Genomic DNA, 15,473 nt, shown 5'->3' on the forward strand with positions numbered 1-15,473 from the left:
GAAGGGTCCTCATTGGGCGGCGAGCGCGGGGAGCTCCGCGCGCTCGGGCGAGGCGGGCAGGTCGATGACGAAGCGCGCGCCCTGCCCGGCGCGGGCGTCGAGCTCGATGCGGCCCATCAGCGTGGCGGTGACGAGGTTGTAGACGATGTGCAGGCCGAGCCCGGTGTTCCCGCGCTCGCGCGCGGTCGTGTAGAAGGGCTCGAACACCTTCGCGGCGGCCTCGGGCGGTATGCCGCGGCCGTCGTCGGAGAAGACGATCCGCACGCCCCTCCCCCGCAGGGACGAGACGACGATGCGCATCCGGCCGCTCGCGCCCTCGGCGAAGGCGTGGTCGACGGCGTTCATGATCAGGTTCGTGAACACCTGCGCGAGCGCGCCGGGATAGGTGTCGAGCACGAGGTCCGGCGGGCACTCCGTCGCGACCTCGTGGCCGCGCTTGCGCAGCGCCGGTCCGAGGCTGGTGAGGAGCTCGCGCAGCCATTGCGCCATCTCGAAGCGGCGGCGGTCCTCGCTCGTCTGGTCGGCGGCGACGCGCTTGAAGCTCTGCACCATGTCCGCGGCGCGCGCGAGGTTGACGTGGACGAGCCCCGCTCCCTCGCCGAGCCGCGCGAGGCCGCGGTCGAGGTCGGAGCGCAGCACCTTGCCGCCGTCGATACGCGCCTTCAGCCGCTCGACCTCGCCCTCGAGCGCCGTCGCGGTGGTCAGCGCCACGCCGAGCGGCGTGTTGATCTCGTGGGCGACGCCCGCGACGAGCTGGCCGAGCGAGGCGAGCTTCTCGGCCTGGATCAGGTCGGCCTGCGTGCGGCGCAGCGCGTCGAGCGTGGCGTCGACCTCGTCCTTGGCCCGCCGCAGGTCGCTCTCGCGCCGGCCGATCTCCGTGACGAAGACGTTGACCGCATGCGCCATGGAGGCGAGCTCGTCGCGGATGCGCCCGTCGTGCCCGAAGCCCCAGCCGGAGCGCGGCGGCGCGATCGCACCCGCGGCGGGATTCCTGGCGAGGACGAGCATGTCCTGGCGCAGCCGCTTCAGCGGGGTGGTGATCGAGCGCGCGACGAGGAAGGCCGCGAGCGCGCCCAGCAGGAGGCCCACCGCCGCGCCGAGGACCAGGATGCGCCGCACGGTCTCGCCGATACGCTCCGCGCGCCGGCCGAGCACGTCGTTGAGGTCCTGCGCGCCGAGCTGCATCGACCGCTCGGTCCTGGACATGTCGCGCAGGAGCGCGTTCTGCGCGGCGATGCCCTCCGCGGTGGTCGAGAGCCGCGCGCTCCAGCCCTCGAAGGCGTCGATCATCTCGGTCTGGATGAGCGGCGAGATCGGCAGCGCGGACATCTCGTCGAGCAGCGCGCGGCTCGCGGCGAGAATGCCCGCGACGGCCTCGACGTCGCGTGCGGCGAGCGCGTCGGCGGTGCGGCGGCCGAGCTTGAGGGTCTCCACCGCGACGTTCTGCGTCGCCTGCTCGGTCTCCCCCGCCTCGACCGAATAGGCGAGGAGCTGCCCCGTGCCGTCGAGGAGCGCACGCTGCTCGGTGGCGTGGATCTTGATGAGGTCGTCGACATAGGCCGTCACCTCGGCCGAGGTGCGATCGGCGCGGCGCAGCACGCGCTCGGCGCCGTTGGCCTCCACGGCGTCGACATAGGCCGCGAGCGCCGCCTGCGCCCTGTCGGCCTCCTCCGCGTGGCTCGCGGCGCGCAGCGCGGCTGCGAGGTCGAGCGCGGCGGCGCGAAGGCGCGCGAGCCCGAAGCGGACCCGCCGCGCCCGCGCCGGATCGAGGAAGGCGCTCGGCACGGTCTCCTTGGCGAGCCGCATCGCCTCCAGCGAGAGCACGGCGGCGCGCGCCTCCTGCGCGAGGTCGACCACGTCGCGGGCGAGGCGCATGCGCCGGTCGTTCCGCGTGAGCGTCTCGGCGATGTCCGCGTTCGATTCGCGCTGTCGCAGCCGCGCCGCCTCCGCGAGCGCGATGAGCTGCGCGGCGCGCAGGCCCATCTCGGCGATGCGCTCGTCCGTGCCGGTCGTGACGGCGACGAGCTCGTCCATCTGGCCACGGTACTGCGCGAGCGACTCGATCAGCCGCTCCGCCGCCGCCCGCCGGCTCGGGTCCGACTCGCTCGCGGCGAGGGCGCGCAGCGTGGCGCGCGCGCCGTCGGCGAGGATGGAGAAGCGGACGGCGTGCTCGACGCGCCGGGCCGGCAGCGCGCGGACGTAGTCGTCGCTGGCGCGGGTGAGATCGCCGAGCTCGCGGTAGGCCGCACCGGCGAGCGCCGCGCCCGAGCGGGCGCGCTCGGCCTCGCCGAGCAGCAGCCAGGCCGCCACCGCGATCGCAGCCGCGATGGCGATGGGGATGCCGCCGACCAGCGCGATCTTGCTCGTGATCCGCATTGTGCCGTCCGCTCGCAGCGACGTCGACGCCGTCCGGTCGGGGCGCTGGCCTGGCGCGGACGAGGTCGTTTCTACACCCGCCGCGCGGACGCACCAAGCGTGGCCGCGCGGGATGACCACTCTCGTACGCGGGCGCGTTTGCGGGCGGGTTTCGTCGCGCGAGGTCTCCTGTTTCGTCGCGCGCGGCGGACGAAACACGCCGCGCCTCGCGGGCCGGCGCACGCAACCATGGCGTGACCATCGGGCCGGCCGGCGCAATTCGCCCGAAACGGCGGGCTCCTAGACCGTCCCGGCCCAACGAGAGGAGGCCACGCGATGCTGTTCGCGCATCACCGCCGGACACGCCGGGACGTCCGGCGCGACGAGAGTCCCGAGGAGATCCGCGCCCGCGGCATCCGCGAGCTCGCCGCCCTGCTCGAGGAGATCAAGGCGCCGCGCTGCCCCTGCGCCGCGCCGCCCCGCCGCTGAGTGGAGGACACCACCATGATCGTCGCCCGCCACACCCTCGCCCAGGCGGAGGGGGTGCCCACCCTGCGCCGCCGCTCCCTGCTCGCGCGCATCGCCCTGCGCCTGAAGCTGAAGCTGCGCCGCGTCTCCCGCCGCCGGCTGCGCCTGTCGGACGCGCAGATGCGCGAGCGCGGCATCGCCCGCTTCGACATCCGCATGGCCACCAAGCTCTGAGCACGCCCCCGCACGCTCCGTCGAACCCACGACCACGAAAGGAAAGACCGATGTCCCCTCTTCCCAACCGCTTCTTCCGCGCCGCGCTCGTCTTCTTCGCCGTCGGCGTCGCCCTCGGCTCGATGATGTCGCTGACGCAGGACTTCACCCTGCGGCCCGTGCACGTGCACGTGAACCTGCTCGGCTGGGTCTGCTTCTTCCTCTACGGCGCGTTCTACCGCCTCTTCCCGCAGGCGGCGGCGACGAAGCTCGCCGTCGCGCACTTCTGGAGCGCGATCGTCGGCCTGCCGCCGATGCTCGTCGGGCTCGGCCTCGTCGTGTCCGGGAACCTGATCGGCCTGCCCCTCCTGCTGACGGGCGAGGCGCTGAGCGTCGTCTCCGTCGTGCTGTTCGTCGTCGTCGGCTTCCGCGCGACCGGCGCGCCGGCGGCGGACGCGACGTCGCTGGAGAGCGCCACCCCGCGCTCGACCGCACCGTGATCACCCACGCGCGAGGAGCGCCCGCCATGAGCACATCCACCACCCGGGCCCCGCTCGCGGCCATCGTCGCCGTGAGCGATGCTCTCGCCCGCGCGGCGGCCGAGCGGACGTTCCGTCCCCTCGTCCCCGGCCTGCGGATCTGCCCCGAATGCGGCGCGACGGCGCAGATCGCGTGCCCGCGGCCCGGAACGGCGCCCTGCCGCGCCTGCGCCGAGCGAACGCGGGCCGTCGCCGCCTGATTCGCAGGCACACGCGAGGTCCGCGACGTCGCGGTTCGCTCAGAGACGGAGGCGGTGCCCGCCGCCTCCGCCGCGGGTGCCGCCGGGCACCCGCATCCGGCGCTCAATCGGGCCGTGGCCGGCCGCCCTCGGCGACGCCCGCTTGCGAGGCCGTCGCGTCCGCCGGGTCCCCCCACCTGCGGAAGGAGCGCGCCTGCAGGCGCGGGGCGAGCATCCACGCGATCGGCGCCGCGAGGACGAAGCTCGCCGCGACGACGATGGGGATCAGCACGTCCGCGCGGGCGTTCAGCGCCGGCACGACGAGGATGGTCACCGCACCGATGCCGAAGAGCACCGCGTTCGTCGGCAGGTAGACGAGCAGGGCGACGATGGATCTCCTGCGCATGAAACACCTCCTTCGCAGCTCATCGAGGAACGCGGGCGATGCGTGGCCGTTCCGGCGCCGGTCATCATGGGGGATCCACCTCTCTCGAGTGCTTCGTGCGATGGAACGACTTGCGCCGGAGCGCGTAATCTGTTCGCGTACGGCCCGTGCACGGACCCTGGCCCGTGTGATCCAGCCCTTCGAGTAGGCGTCGGCGGCGGTCGATGCCGGAGTACACCATCCCATGGCCGACCCGCGATGACCGAGCCCGTGCCCGAGCGCGCGATCGAGCGGAGCGCGACCGTTCTCCTCGTGGAGGACGAGCCGCTCGTGCGGCTCGATCTCGAGGAGACGCTGCGGGACGCCGGCTACGTCGTCGTGGCCTGCACCACCGCGGAGGAAGGGCGCGACGTGCTGCGCTCCGGCCTGCCCGTCGACGCGATCGTCACGGACGTGCGCACCCCCGGCGCGATCGACGGGCTCGAGCTCGCCCGCGAGGCGCGCGCACGCGTCGCAGCGCTGCCCATCCTCGTGCTCTCCGGCCATCTCGACCCGTCGGCGGCGGCCGCCGCGCGCGTCGACGCCTTCCTGCCGAAGCCGGTCTCGAGCGATGCGGTGTGCGCGCGGCTGGAACGTCTCCTGGAGCCGGGCGGTTCAGGAACCTGATCCGTTCCATCCGGGAGATCGTCATGCAGACCGTCCTCCTCGTCGACGCCGACGTCATCGTGCGCCACAACCTGGCCGAATTCCTCCGCGAATGCGGGCTGAAGGTGGTCGAGGCCTCCAGCGCCGCGGAGGCACGCACCTTCCTCGGCGAGGCGTCGCTCGGGATCGACATCGCCTTCGTCGACGCCCGCCTGCCGGGCTCCGAGAACGCCTTCGCGCTGCGCGCCTGGATCGCCGAGATCCATCCCGACATCGACATCGTCCTCGCCGGCAGCCTGGAGACAGCCGTCGAGGAAGCCTCCGAGATCTGCGAGCAGGGCCCGACGCTGCCCAAGCCCTACGATCCGAAATCGGTGCTCGACCGGATCAAGCGGCTGCGCGCGGAGCGCGACCGCGGCTGAACGCCCCGCGGGAGGCCCGAACACGTTCTCGCGAGCGCTGCCGTCGGGGCGGCGGTATCGATTGTCGCAGGCGGTGATATCGTGCAGGGTGCGTGGAAATCGACAATTCACGTTTCGAAACGTGAATAGACGGCCGGAGGTTTCCCCATGCGTCCCATCCTGCAGCTCGCCGCGCTCGCGGTCGCCGGCCTCGCCGGCACCCTGCCCGCCTCGGCCGAGACCTTCCGCTGGTCGAGCGCCACCGATCCGCAGACCATGGACCCGCACGCGGTGAACGCAGCGCCCGTGACGTCCTTCCTCAACAACGTCTACGAGGGGCTCGTGCGTCGCGATGCCGACATGGCGATCGAGCCGTCGCTCGCCACCGCGTGGGCGCCGCTGGAGGGCGAGGACGGTTGGCGCTTCCGGCTTCGCGAGGGCGTGACGTTCCACGACGGCGCGGCCTTCACCGCCGACGACGTGCTGTTCTCCTACGAGCGCGCCGCCTCCGAGGAGAGCGACGTGCGCTCCTGGTTCGCGCCGGTCACCGAGGTGCGGGTCGTCGACGACACAACGATCGACTTCGTGACGAGCGCGCCGAACCCGCTCTTCCCCGATTCGATCGCGAACTTCCTGATCATGGACCGCGAGTGGGCGGAAGCGAACGACGCGGTGCGCCCCGCGCGCGACGCGGAGAACGCCGCCACGCGCGACGCCAACGGCACCGGCCCCTTCCGGCTCGTCTCCCGCGATCCCGGCATCGAGACGGTGCTCGAGCCCTTCGACGGCTGGTGGGGCGTGCGCGAGCACAACATCACGCGCGCGATCTTCACGCCGATCGGCAACGCCGCGACCGGGCTCGCGGCGCTGCTGTCGGGGGAGATCGACATGATCTCGCCGATCCCGCTCCAGGACGTGGCGCAGGTCGAGGGCCGCGAGGGCTTCCGGGTGCTGGAGGGGCTGGAGACGCGCGTCATCGTGCTCGGCTTCGGACACGACCGGGAGGTGCTGAAGTACGGCGCCGACGCCGGCGCGCCGAACCCCTTCCTCGACGCGCGGGTGCGCCGGGCGGTGGCGCTCGCCATCGACGTCGATACGATCGGCCGGGTGATCATGCGCGGCAAGTCGGTGCCCGCGAGCCAGCTCCTGCCGGCGGGCCTGAGCGGCTATTCCGAGGCGAACGACGCGCCGATCGGCTTCGACGAGGCCGGCGCCCGCGCGCTCCTCGCGGAGGCGGGCTACCCGGACGGCTTCTCCTTCGGCCTGATGTGCACCAACGACCGCTACATCAACGACGAGGCCGTCTGCCGCGCGATCGCCTCCATGCTCGCCCGCGTCGGCATCGACGCCGAGCTCACGGTGATGCCGGTGCGCAATTACTGGGAGGAGCTGCGGGCGGACAATTTCGACATGTACCTGCTGGGCTGGTCGCCGGGCACCTTCGACGCCGAGCACCCGATCCGCTTCCTCGCCGCGACGCCCAACGAGGAGACCCGCGTCGGCTCGTGGAACTTCGGCGGCTATTCCAGCGCGCGCGTCGACGCGCTGCTGCCGCTCGTCCAGCAGGAGCTCGACCCCGCCGCCCGCCAGGCCATGCTCGACGAGATCGCCGCCGTCCTCCAGGCGGAGGTCGCCTACGTGCCGCTCTACGTCGAGCCGCTGATCTGGGCCGCGAAGGCGAACATCGACCTGGTGCAGCGGCCGGACAACTTCTTCATGCTGCGCTGGGTGCGGGTGAATTGAGCGACGTGCCGGCCCGATCGGCGCGATCCATGATGGGCGCCCGGCATCCGCGGCGAGATCGTCCTGAACGCCCCACACCCCCGGCCCCTCTCCACGAGGGAGAGGGGAGAGCCTGCTTCGGCCGCTCTCCTTTATCGGTCGACGTCGGAAGACCTCGCTCGACGTCGATGACACGTGCAACGGGGTTCCCCTCTCCCTCGTGGAGAGGGGCTAGGGGTGCGGGGCGTTCCGGCTACGCTCCGACCGTCGCCGCGAGCGAGAAATCCGATGGAGCGCGACGAGCCCCCAGGCACGGGCGCGTCGGCCCATGATCCCCTTCCTCGCCCGCCGGCTCCTCCAGTCCCTCTTCGTCATGCTCGCCGTCGCGGCGCTGGCCTTCGCGCTGTTCCGGTTCGTCGGCGATCCCGTCTCGCAGATGACCGGCGTCGAGACCGCGCCGGAGGACATGGCGCGGCTGCGCGTCGAGCTGGGGCTGACCGACCCCGTGCCCGTGCAGTTCGCGCGCTTCGTGGCGGACCTCGCGACGCTCGACTTCGGCTATTCCTACCGCACCCGCCAGCCTGTGGGGGAGATGATTGCGCAGCGCATTCCCGCGACGCTCGAGCTCGGCCTCGTCGCGCTCCTCATCTCCCTCGTGGTGGGCGTGCCCGGGGGCGTCTACGCGGCCTTGAAGCCCCGCTCCCCGGCGACGCAGGCGCTCCTGATCGGCACGCTGATCGGCGTCTCGGTGCCGACCTTCGTCATCGGCATCCTCCTGATCTTCCTGTTCGGGGTGCAGCTCGGCTGGCTGCCCACCTTCGGGCGCGGCGGCACCGTCGACATCGGCGGCTGGCGCACGAGCCTGCTCACGATCGACGGCTGGCGCGCGCTGATCCTGCCCGCGGTGACGCTGGGCCTCTACCAGCTCACGCTGACGCTGCGGCTCGTGCGCGCCGAGATGATGGAGGTCATGCGCACCGACCACATCCGCTTCGCCATGGCGCGCGGCCTGCCGCTGCGGTCGATCCACTACCGGCACGCGCTCGGGAACACGCTGGTTCCGGTCGTCACCATCGTGGCGCTCCAGTTCGGCGGGGTCATCGCCTTCTCGATCGTCACCGAGAGCGTCTTCCAGTGGCCCGGCCTCGGGCTGCTCTTCCTCGAGTCGATCCGCTTCGTCGACATCCCCGTGATGGCCGTCTACCTGGTGCTGATCGGCTTCGTCTTCGTGGCGATCAACCTCCTCGTCGATCTCCTCTACGCGGCCATCGATCCGCGCATCCGCGTCACGGGGGCCGCCTGACATGCGCACGCTGCTCCGCGACTCCGAGGCCCTCCACCTCCTCTCCCGCAGCCCGCTCGTGATCGCCTGCGCGCTCGTCGCGCTCGCGATCATCGCCGGCGCGGCGCTGGCGCCGTGGATCGCGCCCAGCGACCCCTACGACCTCGCGAGCTTCAGCCTGATCGACGCCCTGCGCCCGCCGGCCTTCCAGGAGGGCGCCGACCCGCGCTTCCTCCTCGGCACCGACGACCAGGGCCGCGACATGGTCTCCGCCATCCTCTACGGCGCGCGTCTCTCGCTCGTCATCGGCCTCTCGGCGATGGCCTTCGCAGCCGTGCTCGGCATCGGGCTCGGCCTCGCCGCGGGGTGGATCGGCGGGCGCTTCGACGCGGTGGTGATGCGCATCGCCGACGTGCAGCTCGCGCTGCCGGCGATCCTCACCGCGCTCCTGATCGACGGCATCGCCCGCGGCGTGCTCCCGCGCGATGCACAGGAGGAGACCCGGGTCGCGGTGCTGATCGTGGCGATCGGCCTGTCGCTGTGGGTGAACTTCGCCCGCACGGCGCGTGCCTCGACGTTCCGGGCCAAGAACGAGGACTACGTCCAGGCCGCCATCGCCATGGGCGTCCACCCGGCGCGCATCCTCCTCGTGGAGATCCTGCCGAACGTCGTCGGCCCGCTCCTCGTCATCGCCACCGTCGATCTCGCGTCCGCCATCCTGCTCGAGGCGACGCTCTCGTTCCTCGGCGTGGGGCTGCCCGCCGACGCGCCCTCGCTCGGCACGCTGATCCGCATCGGCATGCAGTTCCTTCTCTCGGGCGAGTGGTGGATCCTCTGGGTGCCCACCGCCTTCCTCGTCGTGCTCGTGGTGGCCATCAACGTGCTGGGCGACTTCCTGCGCGACGTCTTCAACCCGAGGCTTCGCTGATGCTGGAGGTCGAGGGCCTGACGGTAGAATTCCCCGGCCGGCGGGGCGTGTTCACGGCCGTGGAGGACGTGAGCCTCGCGGTCGCGCCGGGGGAGATCCACGGCCTCGTGGGCGAAAGCGGGGCCGGCAAGTCGACGATCGCCGCCGCGATCACCGGCCTCCTCTCCGAGCCCGGCCGCGTCGCCGCGGGGACGATCCGGCTCGGCGGCACGGACCTGCTCGCGCTCTCCCCCGCCGCCCGCCACACGGCGCGCGGCAAGCGGATCTCGATGATCTTCCAGGACCCGCAGACGAGCCTCAACCCCTTGATGACGATCGAGGCGCAGCTCGTCGAGACGATCCTCGCCCACGAGCCCGGCCTCGGCGACGCGGCGGCACGGGCGCGGGCGGCGGCGCTCCTCGCGCAGACCGGCATCCGCGATGCCGAGCGGCGGATGAAGGCCTATCCGCACCAGTTCTCCGGGGGCATGCGCCAGCGCGTCGTGATCGCGCTCGCGCTGTGCACCAACCCCGAGCTCGTCATCGCCGACGAGCCGACGACGGCGCTCGACGTCGCCGTGCAGTCGCAGGTGCTGGCGCTGATCCGCCGGCTGGTGGACGAGCGCGGCATCGGCATGGTGCTGATCACCCACGACATCGGCGTCATCGCGCAGGTGACCGACCGGGTGACCGTCCTGCGCCACGGCCGCGTCGTGGAAGCGGGCCCGACGCGCGACGTGCTCGGCCGGCCGCAGGCGGCCTATACGAGGAGCCTGATGGCCTCGGTGCCGCGGCTCGAGCGCCGGCTCCACCGCTTCCCGCTCATCGCCGTGGACGGCGCGCCCGCGATCGTGCGCCCGGCCGCCGCCGAGAATACCGCGAAGGACGCCGAGCGCTGGCTGCAGGCGCATCGCGAGGCCGGCGCCACGCCGCCCGCCGCCGAGGCGCTCGCGGTCGAGGGTCTCGGCGTCGCCTTCCCCGGCCCGCGCCGCGGGCTCTTCCGCAAGGGAGAGCCGATCCGCGCCGTCAGCGACGTCACGCTGGCGCTGCCGCGTGGGTCTGTGCTGGGCCTCGTCGGCGAGAGCGGCTCGGGCAAGTCGACGCTGGCGAAGGCGATCATGGGGCTCGTCGAGCCCACGGCGGGCGTGATGCGCCACGACGGCGCCCCGCTGCCGCCGGGATCGTCGCGGCCACGGTCGCATCCGGCGCGCCGCGCGATCCAGATGGTGTTCCAGGATCCCCACTCGTCGCTCAATTCCCGCCGGCGCGTCGGCGCGATCCTGGCGGAGCCGCTGGCGCTCTACCGGATCGAGCCCGACGCCCCGGCGCGCGACCGGCTCGCGCGCGCCATGCTCGCCCTGGTGGGGCTGCCGGAGGACGCGGCCGAGCGCTACCCGCACCAGTTCTCCGGCGGCCAGCGCCAGCGCATCGCCATCGCGCGCGCGCTGCTGGCGCGGCCGGACGTGCTCGTGTGCGACGAGCCGACCTCGGCGCTCGACGTCTCGATCCAGGCGCAGGTGCTGAACCTCCTGAAGGACCTGCAGGAGCGCTTCGCGCTCTCGATCCTGTTCATCAGCCACGATCTCGCGGTCGTGCGGCAGATGGCCGACCGCATCGCGGTGATGAAGGACGGGCGGCTCGTCGAGGCCGGGGAGAGCGCAGCGTTCTTCGCGGGCCCGCGGACGGAATATTCCCGCACGCTGCTCTCGCTCACGCCCTCGCTGGCCCTCCTCGAGGACGCCGCCACCGCTAACGCTCTGGCCTAGAGGTCGCGAACGGGGTTTCGCGGATGGCCGACGCCCCCCTCCTCCTTTCACGTTGGAGAAGGAGAAGGCTCCGGTAAGACCGCGGCCGCTCGCGAAATGTGACGGGCCTGCCCGGAAATGGCCCAGAGCCGTCCCGGCCGCGACCGCATTCGCGCCCGGAACGAACCGCCATAGGGGCGCGCCGAACGGCACTCGACGAAGCTCCCAACGAACGGCGACGAACCAAACGATGACGCGCATCCGGCACGCGGCGGCAGCCGCCCTCCTCTCGACGGCTCTCCTCTCCACTCCCCTCCTCGCGCCCCAGGCACGGGCCCATCCGGTCGACGGGGCCGCAGGCGCGATCCACGCGGCGACCGTGCACGCGTCCTGGTACGGCCCCGGCTTCCACGGCCGGCGCACCGCGAGCGGCGAGCGCTACGACATGGACGCGCTCACCGCCGCCCACAAGACGCTGCCCTTCGGCACGAAGGTGCGTGTCACCAACGTCGCCAACGGCAAGTCCGTCGTCGTGCGCATCACCGACCGCGGCCCCTTCGTGCGCGGACGCGAGATCGACCTCTCCCGCGGCGCCGCCCGCGCGGTCGGCATGCTCGCCAGCGGCACCGCGCAGGTGCGCATGGAGGTCCTCGGCTGAGGATCGCGACCACTCGCGCAGCCTGGCCGGAACGGCCTGGGCGTCCGGAACATTGTCCGTGCGACCCTCCACGTTCCGGACCAGCATGCTCGAGATCTGGCTCAAGGCCGCCCACATCGCCTTCCTGTCGCTCTGGGCGGCGGGGCTCGTCGCGCTTCCCGCCCTGATCGGCGGCCGCACCGAGCCCGACGAGGGCGAGTACGCCCGGCGCATGCGCTTCACGCGCCTCGCCTTCGAGGTCGTGGTCTCGCCCGCCGCCGTGTTCACCGTGGCGACGGGCACGGCGCTCGTCTTCGTCGCCTCCTGGGAGACGCCCTGGCTCGCGGGAAAGCTCACCGCCGTGGGCGGCATGGGCCTGCTCCACATGCTGATCGGACGCGGGCTCGCGCGGCGCACGAAGCGCCTCGAGCCCGGCCCGAGAACGCGTGCGGCCCTGGTGACGGTGGCGATCGTCCTCGTCTCGGCCGTGCTCGTCTTCGTGCTCGGCAAGCCGGAGATCGGCGCCGAGATCTTCCCGGCCTTCCTGCGGGACGGGCGGCCGGACGGGTTTCCGGGAAACCTCCTCGACGAGCTCTTCTCACGGCTCCCCGGCGCCGGCGCCGGCACCGCCGCCGGCGCCCTCCTCGTCTTCGTCCTCGGGTGCCGCGATGCCGAAACGGTGCTCGAACACGAGCTTGCCGCCGTGCCATCCGGCGAAGCCGACCAGGACGAGCTGCAGCCCCGAGAGGGCGAGCCCCCACGGCAGCACGGCGGCGACGTGGTCGTCGATCCGATGCGCCCAGCTCAGCGCGAGAACACCCACCAGCGTCATGGCGATGACGCCGTGCGTCCATCCGGCGGGACGGCGGCGGGCGCCGGGCACGAGCATCATCTCGCCGAAGCCCGAGAGCGCGGCGGCGCAGCCCATCACGAAGGCCGCGCCCGCGCCCCACAGGCCGGCGCGGGCGAAGAACGGATCGAGCGTCCACCAATAGGCGGCGTCCGATCCCGCGACCCAGAACACCCCCGCGATCGGGAAGGCGACGAGCATCGCGTGGACGGGGTGGCCGAACAGCGCCACGCGGCTGTCGAGATCGCCGAGCGCGTCGGGCTTGCCGAGCGTCGTGGCGATGGCGTTGGACCGGTGGGCACGCATGGGGGCTCCTCGCTCGTTCGGGGTGGCGCGATCGCGGCCGCGGCCGCGCTCGCCGGGTGCGCCGGCCCGCTCTCGACGCTCGACCCGGCGGGGCCGGCGGCGGAGCGGGTCGCGACCCTGTGGTGGATCATGCTCGCCGGCGCGACGCTCATCCTGGTGGGCGTGTGCCTGCTCGCGGTGATCCCCTTCCTTCAAGCGCGAAGAGGCTCGGCGGTTTCATCGCGGCCGCCCGGCGACGGCGTCTGGCTGTGGGGCGGCGGGCTCGCCTTCCCCTTCGTGACGCTGCTCGCGCTCCTCGTCTACGCCTTCGCCATCGACCCGATCGACGACGCCGCGCGCACCGGCGAGGCGCCGGTACGCGTCCAGGCGCTGGCGCGGCAATGGACCTGGACCTTCACGCACGAGGACGCGCCCGAAGGCCCGCTCACGCTGGAGGGACGCCTGCACGTCCCGGCCGGCCGCCCCGTCGAGGTCGCGATCGCGAGCGCCGACGTCATCCATTCCTTCTGGGTGCCGCGGCTCGCGGGCAAGCGCGACGCCATCCCCGGACGCGTCAACACGATCACGATCCTCGCCGAGGAGCCCGGCACCTACGGCGCCGTCTGCGCCGAGTATTGCGGCGTCGGGCACGCGGGCATGACCTTCGAGGTCGTGGCCCACGCACCCACCGCCTACGCGGACGCGCTCGCGCGCCTCGCCGAGCAGGACGCCCGGGAGGCGCGCCGATGACGGATCCGATCCTCGCCACCCGCCGCGCGCGGGCGATCCGCCTCCACCGTGCCCTCTGGGCCGTCTGGGACACGCCCCCGGGGCTGGCGCGTCTCGCGGCGGTGAACCACACCATCGTGGGGCGCCGCTTCATGCTCACCGCGCTCGCGTTCTTCGTGGCCGCCGGCATCCTGGGGATGCTGGTGCGCACGCAGCTCGCGCTGCCGGGCAACGACGTGCTCGGGCCCGACGCCTACGCCCAGGTCGTCACCACCCACGGCACGGTGATGATGTTCCTGTTTGCCATCCCCTTCATCGAGGGCATGGCGCTCTACATCCTGCCGAAGCTGCTCGGCGCGCGCGACCTGGCATTCCCGCGCCTCTCCGCCTTCGGCTACTGGTGCTACCTCCTCGGCGGCACGACCGTGCTCGGCTCGATCGCCTTCGGCGTGGCGCCCGACGGCGGCTGGTTCATGTACACGCCGCTGTCGACGAAGCCCTACTCGCCGGGCATCGGCGCCGACATCTGGCTTCTCGGCATCACCTTCGTCGAGGTCTCGGCCATCGCCGCGGCGGTCGAGATCGTGGTGACGATCCTCAAGGTCCGCGCGCCGGGCATGTCGCTCGGGCGCATGCCCTTGATGGCGTGGTACCTCCTCGTCACGGCCTTCATGATCCTCGGCGGCTTCCCGCCCCTCATCCTCGGCTCGATCCTGCTCGAGGTCGAGCGCGCCTTCGGCTGGCCGTTCTTCGACCCAGAGCTCGGCGGCGACCCGCTCCTGTGGCAGCACCTGTTCTGGCTGTTCGGCCACCCGGAGGTCTACATCATCTTCATCCCCGCCGCGGGGGTGATCTCGACCGTGCTCCCGGTCTTCGCCCGGCGCCCGATCGTCGGCTATTCCTGGGTCGTGGCGGCGGTGGTGGCGGTCGGCTTCCTCTCCTTCGGGCTTTGGGTGCACCACATGTTCGCGACGGGCCTGCCGCGGCTCTCGCTCGCGTTCTTCTCCGCCGCCTCGCTGCTCGTCACCGTGCCCCAGGCGGTGCAGATCTTCGCCTGGCTCGCGACGCTGGCGAAGGGCCGCCCGGTGCTGACCCTGCCGATGCTCTACATCCTCGGCTTCTTCTTCGTCTTCGTCGCGGGCGGGCTCACCGGGGTGATGGTGGCGGTCGTGCCGTTCGACGAGCAGGTGCACGACACCCACTTCGTCGTCGCCCACCTGCACTACGTCCTCATCGGCGGCTTCGTGCTGCCGGCGATCGCGGGCATGTACTACTGGCTGCCGCAGATCAGCGGGCGCCTGCCGGTCTTCGGCGTGGGCAAGACCGCCTTCTGGCTGATCTTCGCGGGCTTCAACCTCACCTTCCTGGTCATGCACTGGACGGGGCTCCTGGGCATGCCGCGGCGGGTCTTCACCTACGCGCCGGGGCTCGGCTGGGACGTGCCGAACCTGATCTCGTCGATCGGCTCCTTCGTGCTGACCGCGGGCTTCGCCCTCGTCGCCCTCGACATCTTCCTGCAGCTGCGCCACGGCCGGTCGTTCCGACGCAACCCGTGGAAGGCCGGCACCCTCGAATGGGCGATGCCGACGCCGCCCGCACCCTACAATTTCGCGAGCCTGCCGCACGTCGGCGGCCGCGACCCGCTCCACGAGGAGCCCGCGCTCCCGCAGGCCCTCGCCGCCGGAGAGGGCTATCTCGGGCGCGTGCGCGAGGGGCGCATGGAGACGCTGTGCGTGTCCATGGTGGAGGCGGAACCCGAGCAGATCCTCGTCCTGCCGAACCAGGACTACACGCCCCTGTGGACGGCGCTCGCGCTGGCGGTCTTCTTCGGGGCGATGCTGGCGGGGCTCTACTGGCTCGCGCCCGCGGGCCTCGTGCTGACGCTCGTCCTCGCCTGGCGGTGGGCGGCGAGCGACGCCGCGCCCGCGGATCCGCCGCCCGAGGACGCGGGGCGCGGGGTGCGGCTGCCGCTCCACCTCGCCCACCCGCGGCCGCCCGCCTGGTGGGGCCTCGTCTTCCTGCTGCTGGCCGACGCGATCCTGTTCGGGTCGCTCGCCTTCGGCGCGATCTTCCTCGCCGCCTTCGCCCCCGCCTGGCCGGTGGCGAGCCCGCCGCTCCTGCCGGACGTGGC

At 72.5% G+C, this 15,473-nt stretch carries 16 protein-coding genes and 1 pseudogene; 14 read left to right on the plus strand and 3 right to left on the minus strand.

Features of this window, described 5'->3' with window-relative positions:
- Window positions 1-9: 9 nt before the first annotated feature.
- Complete coding sequence (locus ACTZWW_RS12385) at window positions 10-2,376, minus strand: sensor histidine kinase (RefSeq protein ID WP_444781263.1); 2,367 nt, start codon at window positions 2,374-2,376, stop codon at window positions 10-12.
- Window positions 2,377-2,691: 315 nt separating this feature from the next.
- Between ACTZWW_RS12385 and ACTZWW_RS12390 the strand changes: the two genes are divergently transcribed.
- The 4 genes from ACTZWW_RS12390 to ACTZWW_RS12405 are packed head-to-tail and all read left to right on the plus strand — an operon-like array spanning window position 2,692 to window position 3,775.
- Window positions 2,692-2,844 (plus strand): hypothetical protein, encoded by a 153-nt coding sequence (locus ACTZWW_RS12390; RefSeq protein WP_444781264.1) that lies wholly within the window; start codon window positions 2,692-2,694, stop codon window positions 2,842-2,844.
- Between the two features lie 15 nt (window positions 2,845-2,859).
- Window positions 2,860-3,057, plus strand: coding sequence for a hypothetical protein (locus ACTZWW_RS12395; protein WP_444781265.1), 198 nt, complete (start codon window positions 2,860-2,862; stop codon window positions 3,055-3,057).
- Between the two features lie 50 nt (window positions 3,058-3,107).
- Window positions 3,108-3,536, plus strand: a complete 429-nt coding sequence (locus tag ACTZWW_RS12400; RefSeq protein ID WP_444781266.1) for a hypothetical protein — start codon at window positions 3,108-3,110, stop codon at window positions 3,534-3,536.
- Between the two features lie 26 nt (window positions 3,537-3,562).
- Window positions 3,563-3,775: a hypothetical protein gene (locus tag ACTZWW_RS12405; RefSeq protein ID WP_444781267.1), complete on the plus strand. Its 213-nt coding sequence runs from the start codon at window positions 3,563-3,565 to the stop codon at window positions 3,773-3,775.
- A gap of 103 nt (window positions 3,776-3,878) precedes the next feature.
- Here the strand turns inward: ACTZWW_RS12405 and ACTZWW_RS12410 are convergent, their stop codons facing one another.
- Window positions 3,879-4,160: a hypothetical protein gene (locus ACTZWW_RS12410; RefSeq protein WP_444781268.1), complete on the minus strand. Its 282-nt coding sequence runs from the start codon at window positions 4,158-4,160 to the stop codon at window positions 3,879-3,881.
- A 237-nt stretch (window positions 4,161-4,397) separates the two neighbouring features.
- Here ACTZWW_RS12410 and ACTZWW_RS12415 point away from each other — a divergent pair, with 237 nt between their 5' ends.
- From ACTZWW_RS12415 to ACTZWW_RS12450, 8 genes and pseudogenes are all read left to right on the plus strand, one after another.
- Window positions 4,398-4,805 (plus strand): response regulator, encoded by a 408-nt coding sequence (locus ACTZWW_RS12415; RefSeq protein WP_444781269.1) that lies wholly within the window; start codon window positions 4,398-4,400, stop codon window positions 4,803-4,805.
- Between the two features lie 23 nt (window positions 4,806-4,828).
- Window positions 4,829-5,206, plus strand: a complete 378-nt coding sequence (locus tag ACTZWW_RS12420; RefSeq protein ID WP_444781270.1) for a response regulator — start codon at window positions 4,829-4,831, stop codon at window positions 5,204-5,206.
- A gap of 147 nt (window positions 5,207-5,353) precedes the next feature.
- A complete protein-coding gene (locus ACTZWW_RS12425; RefSeq protein ID WP_444781271.1) occupies window positions 5,354-6,928 on the plus strand; it encodes an ABC transporter substrate-binding protein in 1,575 nt (524 codons plus the stop codon).
- A gap of 307 nt (window positions 6,929-7,235) precedes the next feature.
- Window positions 7,236-8,210, plus strand: coding sequence for an ABC transporter permease (locus tag ACTZWW_RS12430; RefSeq protein WP_444781272.1), 975 nt, complete (start codon window positions 7,236-7,238; stop codon window positions 8,208-8,210).
- 1 nt (window position 8,211) lies between these two features.
- Window positions 8,212-9,117, plus strand: a complete 906-nt coding sequence (locus ACTZWW_RS12435) for an ABC transporter permease (protein WP_444781273.1) — start codon at window positions 8,212-8,214, stop codon at window positions 9,115-9,117.
- Window positions 9,117-10,862 carry a dipeptide ABC transporter ATP-binding protein gene (locus ACTZWW_RS12440; protein ID WP_444781274.1) on the plus strand — a complete coding sequence of 582 codons (1,746 nt, stop codon included), beginning with the start codon at window positions 9,117-9,119 and terminating at the stop codon, window positions 10,860-10,862. Before ACTZWW_RS12435 ends, ACTZWW_RS12440 begins: the two co-directional genes overlap by 1 nt.
- Before the next feature lie 229 nt (window positions 10,863-11,091).
- Window positions 11,092-11,499 carry a septal ring lytic transglycosylase RlpA family protein gene (locus ACTZWW_RS12445; RefSeq protein WP_444781275.1) on the plus strand — a complete coding sequence of 136 codons (408 nt, stop codon included), beginning with the start codon at window positions 11,092-11,094 and terminating at the stop codon, window positions 11,497-11,499.
- Between the two features lie 85 nt (window positions 11,500-11,584).
- Window positions 11,585-11,878: pseudogene (locus ACTZWW_RS12450) on the plus strand (CopD family protein); the annotation flags it as partial.
- 198 nt (window positions 11,879-12,076) lie between these two features.
- Here the strand turns inward: ACTZWW_RS12450 and ACTZWW_RS12455 are convergent.
- On the minus strand, window positions 12,077-12,634 hold the full coding sequence (locus tag ACTZWW_RS12455; protein WP_444781277.1) for a DUF2231 domain-containing protein: 558 nt from the start codon (window positions 12,632-12,634) through the stop codon (window positions 12,077-12,079).
- On the opposite strand from ACTZWW_RS12455, the gene coxB reads away from it, so the two are divergent.
- The gene (gene coxB, locus ACTZWW_RS12460; RefSeq protein WP_444781278.1) at window positions 12,623-13,363 is read left to right on the plus strand and encodes a cytochrome c oxidase subunit II; all 741 of its coding nucleotides are present in this window, start codon (window positions 12,623-12,625) and stop codon (window positions 13,361-13,363) included. The two genes, ACTZWW_RS12455 and coxB, sit on opposite strands and share 12 nt — an antisense overlap.
- A partial coding sequence (gene ctaD / locus ACTZWW_RS12465) for a cytochrome c oxidase subunit I (protein WP_444781276.1) occupies window positions 13,360-15,473 on the plus strand: 2,114 nt, incomplete at its 3' end. The genes coxB and ctaD, both read left to right, overlap by 4 nt.

The sequence above is a fragment of the Salinarimonas sp. NSM genome (assembly GCF_052380005.1).
Taxonomy (GTDB): domain Bacteria; phylum Pseudomonadota; class Alphaproteobacteria; order Rhizobiales; family Beijerinckiaceae; genus Salinarimonas.

Coding starts and splice junctions, on each gene's coding strand:
- ACTZWW_RS12400 (WP_444781266.1), top strand. CDS start 3,108: ATGTCCCCTCTTCCCAACCGCTTCTTCCGCGCCGCGCTCGTCTTCTTC.
- ACTZWW_RS12430 (WP_444781272.1), top strand. CDS start 7,236: ATGATCCCCTTCCTCGCCCGCCGGCTCCTCCAGTCCCTCTTCGTCATG.
- ACTZWW_RS12415 (WP_444781269.1), top strand. CDS start 4,398: ATGACCGAGCCCGTGCCCGAGCGCGCGATCGAGCGGAGCGCGACCGTT.
- ACTZWW_RS12455 (WP_444781277.1), bottom strand. CDS start 12,634: ATGCGTGCCCACCGGTCCAACGCCATCGCCACGACGCTCGGCAAGCCC.
- ACTZWW_RS12385 (WP_444781263.1), bottom strand. CDS start 2,376: ATGCGGATCACGAGCAAGATCGCGCTGGTCGGCGGCATCCCCATCGCC.
- ACTZWW_RS12395 (WP_444781265.1), top strand. CDS start 2,860: ATGATCGTCGCCCGCCACACCCTCGCCCAGGCGGAGGGGGTGCCCACC.
- ACTZWW_RS12390 (WP_444781264.1), top strand. CDS start 2,692: ATGCTGTTCGCGCATCACCGCCGGACACGCCGGGACGTCCGGCGCGAC.
- ACTZWW_RS12420 (WP_444781270.1), top strand. CDS start 4,829: ATGCAGACCGTCCTCCTCGTCGACGCCGACGTCATCGTGCGCCACAAC.
- ACTZWW_RS12440 (WP_444781274.1), top strand. CDS start 9,117: ATGCTGGAGGTCGAGGGCCTGACGGTAGAATTCCCCGGCCGGCGGGGC.
- ACTZWW_RS12425 (WP_444781271.1), top strand. CDS start 5,354: ATGCGTCCCATCCTGCAGCTCGCCGCGCTCGCGGTCGCCGGCCTCGCC.
- ACTZWW_RS12445 (WP_444781275.1), top strand. CDS start 11,092: ATGACGCGCATCCGGCACGCGGCGGCAGCCGCCCTCCTCTCGACGGCT.
- ACTZWW_RS12410 (WP_444781268.1), bottom strand. CDS start 4,160: ATGCGCAGGAGATCCATCGTCGCCCTGCTCGTCTACCTGCCGACGAAC.
- ACTZWW_RS12405 (WP_444781267.1), top strand. CDS start 3,563: ATGAGCACATCCACCACCCGGGCCCCGCTCGCGGCCATCGTCGCCGTG.
- ACTZWW_RS12435 (WP_444781273.1), top strand. CDS start 8,212: ATGCGCACGCTGCTCCGCGACTCCGAGGCCCTCCACCTCCTCTCCCGC.